6 protein-coding genes and 1 pseudogene are annotated in these 10,745 nt (G+C 73.8%); 1 reads left to right on the forward strand and 6 read right to left on the reverse strand.

The features are described from left to right. The 6 genes from AAHZ94_RS19460 to AAHZ94_RS19485 all read right to left on the reverse strand — a co-directional run. Positions 1-1,096 (reverse strand): hypothetical protein (locus AAHZ94_RS19460; protein ID WP_349994246.1); only part of this gene is annotated, 1,096 nt, incomplete at its 3' end. Positions 1,097-1,252: 156 nt separating this feature from the next. Beyond that, entirely contained in the window at positions 1,253-2,227 is a 975-nt protein-coding gene (locus AAHZ94_RS19465) for a DNA polymerase Y family protein (RefSeq protein ID WP_349994247.1), read from the reverse strand. Between the two features lie 6 nt (positions 2,228-2,233). Further along, complete coding sequence (dnaE, locus tag AAHZ94_RS19470) at positions 2,234-5,866, reverse strand: DNA polymerase III subunit alpha (RefSeq protein WP_349994248.1); 3,633 nt, start codon at positions 5,864-5,866, stop codon at positions 2,234-2,236. 295 nt (positions 5,867-6,161) lie between these two features. After that, a complete protein-coding gene (locus tag AAHZ94_RS19475; RefSeq protein ID WP_349994249.1) occupies positions 6,162-6,620 on the reverse strand; it encodes a DUF6308 family protein in 459 nt (152 codons plus the stop codon). Then, positions 6,577-7,803 (reverse strand): VWA domain-containing protein, encoded by a 1,227-nt coding sequence (locus AAHZ94_RS19480; RefSeq protein ID WP_349994250.1) that lies wholly within the window; start codon positions 7,801-7,803, stop codon positions 6,577-6,579. The genes AAHZ94_RS19475 and AAHZ94_RS19480 overlap by 44 nt, the downstream gene beginning before the upstream one ends. Positions 7,804-8,215: 412 nt before the next feature. Further along, positions 8,216-8,848, reverse strand: a complete 633-nt coding sequence (locus AAHZ94_RS19485; protein WP_349994251.1) for a DsbA family oxidoreductase — start codon at positions 8,846-8,848, stop codon at positions 8,216-8,218. Between the two features lie 283 nt (positions 8,849-9,131). Between AAHZ94_RS19485 and AAHZ94_RS19490 the strand changes: the two are divergent. Beyond that, positions 9,132-10,745, forward strand: a pseudogene (locus AAHZ94_RS19490) (carboxyl transferase domain-containing protein); the annotation flags it as partial.

The following is a 10,745-nucleotide window of genomic DNA, read 5'->3' on the forward strand; positions in this document are numbered from 1 at the left end:
CCCCCCCCCCCCCCCCCCCCCCCCCCCCCCCCCCCCCCCCCCCCCCCGCCCCCCCCCCCCCCCCCCCCCGCCCCGCCGCGTCCCGCTGCCGCAATGCCAGAGCCAGCGTGATCGCCGTACCCGCCACCGCCCAGGCGGCCAGCACCAGCAGGGGGCCGGTGATCGCGTTGCCCTGGAAGTAGGCGATGGAGCGGGCCGTCCAGGTGCCGGCGCCCGGGGGGAGGGCGGGGCCGATGGCCTGCCAGAAGTCGGGGAGTAGGGGGTAGGGGTAGGCGCCGCCCGCGCTGGGGTTGCCCAGGACGACGATGATCAGGATGGCCAGGCCGATGCCGACGATGCCGGCCAGGCCCTGACAGGCCAGGGTGGTGGCGCCGACGGCGAAGACCACCAGGGCGCCGAGGCCCCACAGACCGAACACGCTGCCGGGCAGCGCGCCGAGTACCGGGCCCACGATGATCGTGCCGCCCAGGCCGGCCGCGATCGAGTAGAGGGCGAGTGCGCCGAGCCGGATCGCGGCCCGGCTGCCGTTGGCGGGCCGGGCGCCCGCGCTGATGGCGAGTACCGCGGCGCACAGATAGCCGCCCACGCACCAGCCGATGACCAGGTAGAACGAGGTCAGGCCGCGGCTGTCGTCGGCGGCTGCGGGCACGATGTCCGTGGTGCGCACCAGGCGCTGGTCGGCCTTCTCGGCCAGGGTGACGACCTGCTCGACGGCCTGGGCGAGGGAGGAGCCGGCGCCGCCGGCCACCAGGAGCTGGTCGGTGGTGCCGCGCGGATCGATGATCAGCGCGGCGTCCACGTCCCGGTGCTTGATCTGCCGCACCGCCTTCGCCTTGCTGGCCACCGACCGCGGGTCGAGCGGGTCGCCCGGCAACTTGCTGAGCTTGCTCACCACCTGGTCGCCGACCGGTTTCGGCGCGACGACGGCGATCGACACGTGATCGGGTTTCGGCCGGTGGAAAGCGCCGACGTAGGAGAGGATGAAGGCCAGTTGGAGCAGGAGTACGCCGACGACGAGGACGGCTGCGCGGGTCGTCACCGCGGCCCTGAGTTCCTCGACGAAGGTGCGGCCGGTCTCCTCGCGGGTCGCCGTCATGCGCCACTCCTCACCGTTCTCACCTGGTGTTTCGACTTTCCGCGGACTTTCCACATGGTGGCTGCGCGGGGCTCGGGGCGCAGGGTGTGCGGCGCCGATCGGGTGAATCCGGCGCGGCCGGACGGTCAGGCGCCCCCGGCCGGGCCCGGGCGGCGCTCACCCGAGGCCGACGGTGCTGGCGGGGCGTACCGCGTCCGGGCCGAAGCGGGCGCGGGCCCGGTCGGCCGCGGCCTCGACGCGGTGGTTCTTGTCGTCGTCGGGCCCGAAGGTCAACTGCCGGGGCGCCGATGCGGCGTCCCCGAGTTCGCCCGCGCGCAGGGTGAGAACGCGCACGCGGGCCCGCTGTAGCCCGAGCCGACGGTGCAACGCATGGGCGGCGGTGCGGAGTTGAGGGCCGTGGGCGGTGGGCTCGGGCAGGGTGTGGCTGCGGGTGGTCATCGAGCGGTCGGCGTACCGGACGGTCAGGGTGAGCGAGCGGCAGACCTGCCGTTCGCCGCGGAGCCTGGCACCGAGTTGTTCGGCGAGGTGGGTGAGGGCGGCGCGCTGCCGGGCGCCGTCGAGTTCGTCGCGTACGAAAGGGTGCTCGGCGGTGAGCGTACGGGGCGGGGCGCCCGCGATGACCTGCGCGGGGTCGACGCCGGCCGCGCGTTCGCGGAGCGTGCGGCCGGTCGCCGCGCCCAGGATGCGCTGGAGCGTGAGCAGCGGGGTGGCGGCGATCTGGTCCGCGGTGTGCAGCCCGTACGAGGCGAGGGTGCGGGCCGTGGTCGGGCCCACGCCGGGCAGTGCCGCGACGGGGAGGCCGGTGAGGAAGTGGGTGATGGCCGCGGCGTCGTCGGGAACGGCGCGGACGGCGCCGGGCGCCCCACGGTGCGCGGCGAGTTGGGCGAGTAGCGGGTTGGGTCCGATGCCGACCGTCACGTCGAGATCGTGGACTGCGGCTGCGCGCATCCGGATCAGGGCGGCCAGCCCGGCGGCGTCACGGTCGAAGTAGCGGGTGCTCCCGGACACGTCGGCGAGCGCCGCCTCCGGTGGCAGCGCCTGGACGAGGGGCGTGAACTCGCCAAGCAGGATGAGGAGTTGGCGGAAGGTGGCGTCGGGCTGAGGGGCGCCGAAGTGGACGTAGAGGATCATCGCCTATCACCCCGCGCTTCCGGGGCTCGCATGGTGGAAGGCCCTCCCGTCGAGAGCGGTCAGGGCGGTGTGCCCGGCCGGGGTGCCGGGCGGTTGCAGGTCGGCCCAGGGGTGCAGGGCGTATCCGGTCGGCTGGGTGAGGGCGCGGCGCGGCCCCGCCCTGCGCGCGGCGGCCTCGGGGCGGGTGAGGTGGTCGGCGACGGCGGCGGGGCCGCCCGCGCGGTACAGGTCGATCAACTCGGCCAGGTTCCAGGCGGCGGTGCCGGTGATGCTGAAGGCGCGCGGCGGGCGGCGGGCGAGGGTGCCGCGGACCAGCAGCAGGCTGCTGTGGAAGACGGTATGGGCGCAGCGCGCGTGGCTGTCCTCGAAGAACGCCAGGTCGGACAGGCCGGTGGGGTCGTCCAGGGTGGCGAAGATGACGCGCTTGCCGGAGCGGATCGGCGGGGTCTGGGTGGCGACCTTGACGCCGGCGACGAGCACGGTCGCGCCGTGCCTGAGCCGGGGCAGATCGGCGGCCGGGGTCGCGCCGATGTCGGCGAGCAGGGCGCGGTGTTCATCGAGGAGGTGATGGGAGATGTCCATGCCGAGTACGTCGAGTTCGGCGGCAAGTTGCTCGGAAGTGCTCATGGCCGGCAGGCCCGTGGTGGTGGCGGCTGTGGCTGTGGCTGCGGTTGTGGTTGCGGCGGCGGCTGTGGCCGTGGCGTCGTCCGGCTCGGCGCCGGGGCCCGCTGCACTCCTCGCGTTCCCTGTGTTCTTCGCGTTCTCTGCGTTCCTCGGGTTCTCCGGGGTCGCTGGGTTCTTCGTGTTCTTCGCGATTTCCGTACTCTCCATGCCCCCCATGGGGAGTTGACCGGCGGCCGAGCCGCCCTTGCCGCGGCCCGCGCGGTGCAGCTCGGTGACCTTCAGCAGCAGCTCGCGCCGGGGCCCGAACGCGTCCAGCGCGCCGACCTGCGCCAGGCGTTCGGCCAGCGGGCGGCTGGGGCGGGCGCGCTGCCAGAAGTCTTCGAGCGAGGCGTACGGCTGCCCGGCGGTGATGCGCCCGCTCTCGGCCTCCGAGATGCCGCGGACCTGCGAAAGGCCGATCCGCACCCCCCATTTGCCGGACACCAGTTCGATTATGTGTGCGGGTTGGGAGTGATTGACGTCGGGCAGCAGCAGCGGCACCCCGTGCCGTCGGGCGTCCGCCGCCAGGACCCGCTTGTGGTACATCCCCGGATCGTGCGTGAGCAGCCCCGCGAGCAGGGCCGCCATCCGGTGCGTCTTGAGCCAGCTCGACTGGTAGGCGGGGTGCGCGAACGCCGCGGCGTGCGCCTTGGCGAAGCCGAAGCTGCCGAAACCCTCCAGGACCTTCCATGCGTCGCGCACGGCCTGCACCGGGTAGCCGCGGCCCCGTGCCAGGTCGGCGAACCAGGCCCGCACCCGGCCCTGCCGCTCGGGGACGGACAGGGCGCGGCGGGCCTCGTCCGCCATGCCGCGGTCGCAGCCGGTCATCGTCGCCAGGATCGCGATCACCTGCTCGTGGTAGACCACCTGCCCCTCGGTCTCCGCGAGGATCGGCCTGAGGTCCGCGTGCGCGTAACGGGTCACGCTCCGGCCGTCCCGGGCCTTGATCAGCGGATCGACCATGTTGGCCGCGACCGGCCCGGGCCGGAACAGGCTGATGTCGAGCGCCAGGTCGTCGAACGAACGTGGCCGCAGGTTCCGCACCAGCTCCCGCTGGCCGGGGCTCTCCAGTTGGAAGGTGCCCAGGGTGTCCCCGGAGGTGATCAGGTCGTACGTGGCGGGGTCGTCCGGCGGCACCTGTGCGGGGTCGTCCAGGTCGAGGGGTTCGCCGGTGACGCGTTCGATCTCGGCCGCTGCGTGCGCGAGCGCCGACTGCATCCGTACGCCGATGACGTCGATCTTCGGGTGCCCCGTGTCCTCGATGTCCTCCTTGTCGAACTGGGACATGGCGATGTTCTCGACGGTGGTCGGCGCCAGCGGGGTGCGTCGTACCAGCGCCGCATCGGAGACGAGCAGCCCGCACGGGTGCATCGCCGCCTCGAACGGCAGCTCGTCGAGCGCCTCCACCAGCTCCCAGAGCCGGCCGTGGTCCTCGGCGGCGACCTCGCGCAGCTCGGGCAGCTCGGCGAGCGCAGCCCGTACGTCCTTGGCCCGGATGTGCGGGAACGCCTTGCCCAGCCGGGCCGCCCGGTCCGGGGCCATGCCGCGGGCGCGGGCCACGACCTCGATCGCCCCGCGCGCCCGGTACGTCTTGTAGACGGCGAGCGTCGCCACCCGGTCGGCCCCGAACCGCTCCCGCACCGCCCGGTAGACCTCCAGCCGGCGGGCCGACTCGACGTCCAGGTCGATGTCGGGCAGGGCCGAGCGGTGCTCGGACAGGAAGCGCTCCATCACCAGACCGTGTGCCACCGGGTCGATCGGGCTGATCCCCAGCAGGTGCGTGACCAGCGAACCCACGCCCGAGCCGCGCGCGGCCACGCGGATGCCGAGCCGCTGGGCCTGCGCCGCGACCTCGGCGACGGTCAGGAAGTACCCGGCGAAGCCGTGCCAGGCGATGATCCGCAACTCCTCCTCCAGTCGGTCCCAGCGCGCCCCGTCCCGGTGGTAGGAGTGGCTGAGCATGCCGGCCGCGCACCGGTCGGCGAGCACCCGGTCCGCCGTTCCGGCGCTCGCGCCGACCAGCTCGGGCTCCGGGAGGTTCAACCGGCCGAGCCCGAACGCGTCGCCCGGGTCGACCACGCACGCCTCCGCCGTCTCCTCGGTCGTCGCGAGCAGCCGCCGCGCGTCCCCGCCCCGGCCGCCCGCGGCCTCCGCGATCCGCTCGGCGGTCCGCTCCATCTCCCCGGCGTCCTTCAGCCAGCGCTGCCCGCGGTCGAGCCGGGACGCGTCACGGTCGTCGATCGGCACCAGCGACCGGGCGGAGTCCAGCAGGTCGGCGACCTCGCCCTGCCCGGGGTCGGCGTAGCGCACGGCGTTGGTCAGTACGGGGGAGACCTGCTGCTCGGTGGCGAAGCCGAGCATGCGCGCGGCCAGTCGCAGCGACCCAGGGCCCGTGCCGGGCCGCCCGTGCCAGGACGTCTCGATGCGCAACGCCCGACCGAACCGTTCGCGCCAGGGTCCGAGCAGGGCCGGGGCCCGGTCCGGCCGCCCCGCCGCCAGCGCCTGCCCGACCTCGGAGTCCGCGCCGAGGACCACGAACAGCTCGCCGTCCGGGCAGGACAGGTCGTCCCAGGTCAGCCCCTGGTCCGCGGCGGCCGACACCAGACGGCACAGCTCCGCCCAGCCGCGTGCGGTACGGGCCAGGAACACCGCGCGCTGCGGCGCCGCCGTGACGAACGCGCCGCCTCGGGAGGGGGCCCTGAGCCGCTTCACCGATGCCGATGCCGATGCCGATGCCGCAGCCCCGGCCCCGGCCGCCGGTACGCCGGGCACGGCCAGGTCGACGCCGAACAGCGGCCGGACCCCGGCCTCCGCACACGCCTTGGCGAAACGCACTGCGCCCGCCAGGGAGTCCCGGTCGGTCAGGGCCAGGGCGTCAAGCCCCCGCTCGACGGCCCGCTCCGCCAGGGCGCGCGGGTGACTGGCCCCGTACCGCAACGAATATCCACTGGCCACCCGGAGGTGCGTAAACGACATGCGCACCTCCTGCTACCCATGACTCCCCCTTCCACCGCTTGCGCCGCCCCTCCCGATCCATCCGATCCATCGCGGCCGGGGGAGCACCTTAACTCCATGTTCGCATATTCGTTCGAATGGGAGAGGGTGGGAAAGGGGCGGGCGGGGGCGTGTGGGGGTGTGGAGAGGGGCGCGGGCGGGACGGCTGGTCCTGGTGGTCCTGGTGGTCCTGGTGGTCCTGGAGGGCTTGGGCGGATCGGGTGAAGGGGTCACGCACCGGCCCCGTGCGGGCGCCGGCGTGCCGCCGAACCCCGCTTCAGGCCACGGCGCACCTTCCCCGCCGGTGATCCCCGCGGTGGCGCATCCAGGCGGCCACGTCACGGACCCGCAGCGCGCTGACGGTCGCGGGGAGGCCGGCGGACTGGCGCAGGGCCGTCAGGCTGTGGGGCAGCGCACGGTCGTCGGCGCGCAACGCTCCGTACGGGGCGAGCCAGAACGACTCCGGCCGACCGGGGTCGCAGCGGACCACCTGGTCGTAGACGGGCAGCAGTCGCGGCCTCTTCCTGGCAGGGAGCCGGTCTCCGCGCGGTCTCCGCCACTGGACAGACGCTCGAAGCGACTGCCGATGCATGCTCTGTGGAGCGGACAGGTGCCGAAGTGGCACCGGAGACGGGACGCGGCCTGATCGGACGTGATGAAGCGGTTCAGTCGGTGGGCGAGCAGCGATCGGCTCAACGTCGCAGCCAGGCGGCGAAGCCGTTGATGAGACCTGCATAGAACCGTTCGTCGGGGACCGACCCCGGGTTCTTGCTCGCGTCGTAGAAGGCGACGTTGGTGAACGAGGCGGAGGTGGACGCGTTGAGGTTCTTGTAGAACGCGAGCTTGCCGCGGCCGAACCCGACGAACAGCCAGAAGACGCCAAGTGGAGCGGTGTTCTGTAGCAGGGAGCGGACTTCTGCCTTGTCCCGGGGTTCGTCGCCGACCTGGGTCACGATGAAGGCGGGATCAGTGGCGCCGGAGTCCTGGTAGTGCCCTACGGCCCGGCGCATGGCGTGGGCGATGTTCCCCCACCCCCAGTCGACCTGGGTGTGCAACTGACCGATGCGCCCGCGGTAGTTGTCCAGGCGGATCTCCTCCAGGAACGGGTCCCGTCTGCTGGAGAAGATCACGGGCACGGTGCCGTCGTCATCGAGGGTGGCCGACAACGCCAGAACGCGCTCGGCGAAGCCCTGTACGGCGAACGACTCGTACAGCTCTTTCATGTAACGGTCGTGATCCAGGATCAGATACACCGCCGCCCGCTGGTGCGCGATGCTCCGGTCCACGAGGGCCTGGCCGGCCTGGCGGGCCGGAGGCAGCAGTCCGGGGGCCAGTCGCTCGACCTTCGACAGGCATGTCGTGTGCCCCGCGGGACTGGGGCCCCGGTGCCCGCGGCCGGGAAGCGGTACGGGGGCTTGGGCGGGCTCGGATTCGACGTCGACGCCGTAGTCGGTCGCGAGCCCGGCCAGGCCGGATGCGTAGCCCTGCCCCACCGCCCGGACCTTCCAGCCGCCGTTGCGCCGGTAGAGCTCCGCCAATACCACGACCGTCTCCCCGGACGTGAAGTCCGGTGCCGCGAACGACGCGGTCGGCGCGCCTGTCTGAGCGATCGACAGGAGCGGCGCACGGGTGAAGACCGCACCGGGCTGTAGCGGATCGGCACTCGCGACGACGATCAGCCGGTCCACCCCGGCCGGGACGCGTGCCAGATCGGCCGTGACCACCGGACCGGCGACGGACACGCCGTCCTGGGCCGGGTGGTTGTAGAACACCAGGTCGTCGTCGCTCCGAACCCTGCCGTCCGTTCCGAGTAACAGTGCCGAGACGTCCGCACTCAAGCCGCGGACCGACACCGTCAGCACGACCGGCGCCGTCAACAGGCTGGTGTTCTCCCCCTTGCGCAATGACGTCGTCTGCACCTTCGCCCCCTTGATCGCTGAGAGGAGACGGTAGCCCCCTGCTGCCCGAACGTCCCGACTTTGGACAGAATTCGCCGTCGGTGACCTTTGGCGGGGCGTACGGGCCTTTGCGGGGTGCGTCAGGGGGCAGTGCGTGTCCGTCCGTACGGAGGGATGCGTGCGCGTGTGGGCAGGGACGGACGTACGCGCGCGCACGCGCGTGGCGCGGGGGCTTGCGTGTCCGGGTACGGGCCTACAGCCGGACGTACGCGCGCACGCGCGTGGCGCCGGGGGCGGCCGGCCCCGTGCCGAAGGGGCCCCGCCCCCGAGCCCGACGCAACCCAGCCGACCCAGCCGACCCAGCCGGCCCAGCCGGCCCAGCCGACGACCCAGCCAGCGCAACCGACCCCAACCAACCCAACCCATACCGAACTCACCCCACCGGCTGCCCCAGGAGTTCCAGCAGCTTGTCCACTGACGGGGCGCCCAGGGGGGCTGCGTGGCCGCCCACCACGAAGGTGGGGGAGCCGCGTACGCCGCGTTCGCGGGCCAGGTCGCGGTCGGCCAGGACGCTGCCCGCGTAGGCGTCGCTGTCGAGGACGGCCCATATCTCCGCGCTGTCGAGTCCGACCTCGCGGCCCAGCGTGACGAGCGCGCCGTGGTCGGAGAGGTCGGCGTTCTCGGTCAGGCAGCCGTGCAGCAGGCGTTCGAGCATGGCGTCGCCCTGCCCGTGTTCGGAGGCCAGATGGAGCAGCCGGTGCGCGTCGAAGGAGTTCGCCGGTACGACGGTGGCCGGCCGCAGTTCCAGGCCCTCCTGGTGGCCCAGGTACGTGATCAGCTCGAACTGTCTGAGCGCTGCCCGGCGGCTCTCGTACACGCCGTACTCCACGAGCAGGTCCGGGAGGGGCCCCGCAGGGCTCCGCGGGCCGTCGGGATCGAGCTCCAGGCTCCGCCAGACGATGTCGACCTCGGCCCGCCGGTCGAATCGGGACAGTGCCCGCTCCAGCCGCCTCTTGCCGATGTAACCCCAGGGGCAGAGCACGTCCACCCACACTTCCACCCTCATCGGAAACCCCCTCCGCTCGGCGGCGGCGCCGTTCCACGGGTGCGATCAGCACCTGTGAAAAACGATGCAACTTCAACCGAACCTGAAGTCAAGTGTGCCTTCCGGACTTTGTCGGTCCGGCTCGGTCCAGACCGCGTTGACCTGCTGTTCGTGCTCCGTCTCACGGGTAGTGGGGTGTGGCGCCGTGCGCTCCGGGGCGCGTCCGGCCACCTCGCGCGCCCGCCCTGACGAGGCCGCGGGGCACGCCGGTATGGCGCGATCCGGGCGTGGCACAGTGAGCTTCATGACCGGAACGCGCCCCCGCCCCACCGCCCGCGAGCTCATCGAGATCGTCACCGCCCCCGGGAGCTGGCGCTGCTGGGACGAACCGGTGCCCGAGCCGCCGGCCGATCCGGAGTACCGGGCGGACCTCGCCCGCGCCCGCGCGCGTACCGGGCTCGACGAGTCCGTCCTCACCGGCGAGGGGCTGCTCGCGGGCGCCCGGGTGGCGCTGGTGGTCTGTGAGTTCGGCTTCCTCGCCGGTTCGATCGGGGTGGCCGCGGGGGAGCGGTTGGTACGGGCCGTGCGGCGGGCCACGGCCGAGCGGCTGCCGCTGCTGGCCGCGCCCGCGTCCGGGGGCACCCGGATGCAGGAGGGCACGGTCGCCTTCGTCCAGATGGTGAAGGTCACCGCGGCCATCGCGGCCCACAAGGCGGCCGGCCTGCCCTACCTCGTCCATCTGCGCCACCCCACGACCGGCGGCGTCTTCGCCTCCTGGGGCTCACTCGGCCACGTCACCACCGCCGAACCCGGCGCGCTCATCGGCTTCCTCGGCCCCCGGGTGCACGAGGCGCTCTACGGCGAGCGCTTCCCCGAAGGCGTACAACTCGCCGAGCACCTGCACGCACACGGCCTGGTGGACGCGGTCCTCCCGACGGCCGAACTCCCCGCCGCGGCGGCCCGCGCACTGCGCGTCCTGCGCGGCGCCGCGGACCCTGTGGGTGCTGTGGGTGCTGTGGGTGCCGCGAATTCCGAGAATTCCGCGGAGCCCGCCGACTTCGTGGGCGGTCCGCCGGCGCCGTTGAGTGGTGCTGCATCCCCGCCGAGCGGTGCCGCATCGCCGTCGAGCGGTGCACCGTCGCCGAGCGATACCGGGTCACAGTCGGGGTGCCCGGCGGGGCGGCCGGGCGGGGCGGCGCGGTGGCCCCGGGCCGTGCCGGGGGCCCGGACGCCGCCGAATCGATCCGCCGCTCGCGCCGTCCGGAACGGCCCGGGGTACGGGCGCTGTTGCGCGTCGCGGCCGACGACGTCACCCCGCTGAGCGGTACCGGCGCGGGGGAGCACGACCCGGGCATGCTGCTCGCGCTGGCCCGGGTGGGCGGCACGCCCTGCGTCGTCCTCGGCCACGACCGGGGCGAGGACGCAGGGGCCGGCGAGGGCCCCGGCCCCGACCGGAACGCGCCGCGCCCCCTGCCGGGCACCGCCGCGCCGGACACCGGGAGGGGCATGGAGCCGGGCACGGGCCTTGGTACGGAGCCGGGCACGGGGCCGATGGTGGACGCCGCCGGAGTGGGGCAGCCACTTGGGCCAGCCGGGTTGCGGACGGCGCGGCGCGGCATGCGGATCGCCGCCGAACTGGGGCTGCCACTGCTCACCGTGGTGGACACGGCCGGGGCCGCGCTGAGCCGGGAGGCGGAAGAGGGCGGCCTCGCCGGGGAGATCGCCCGCTGCCTGGCCGACCTGGTGACGCTGCCCGCGCCGACCCTGTGCCTGCTGCTCGGCCAGGGGGCCGGCGGCGGCGCGCTGGCCCTGCTGCCCGCCGACCGGGTCCTCGCGGCCCGGCACGCCTGGCGCTCCCCGCTGCCGCCCGAAGGCGCGTCGGGCCTCTTGTGCCGCACTACGGCGCGGGCCTACGCGG

Origin of the sequence: Streptomyces sp. HSW2009, assembly GCF_040240285.1 — a bacterium.
Lineage (GTDB): Bacteria > Actinomycetota > Actinomycetes > Streptomycetales > Streptomycetaceae > Streptomyces.

Bases quoted from the DNA above. Each gene is read 5' to 3' on its own strand.
- AAHZ94_RS19475 (WP_349994249.1), bottom strand. From the start codon at position 6,620: ATGCAGGTCTCATCAACGGCTTCGCCGCCTGGCTGCGACGTTGAGCCG.
- AAHZ94_RS19485 (WP_349994251.1), bottom strand. From the start codon at position 8,848: ATGAGGGTGGAAGTGTGGGTGGACGTGCTCTGCCCCTGGGGTTACATC.
- AAHZ94_RS19465 (WP_349994247.1), bottom strand. From the start codon at position 2,227: ATGATCCTCTACGTCCACTTCGGCGCCCCTCAGCCCGACGCCACCTTC.
- dnaE (WP_349994248.1), bottom strand. From the start codon at position 5,866: ATGTCGTTTACGCACCTCCGGGTGGCCAGTGGATATTCGTTGCGGTAC.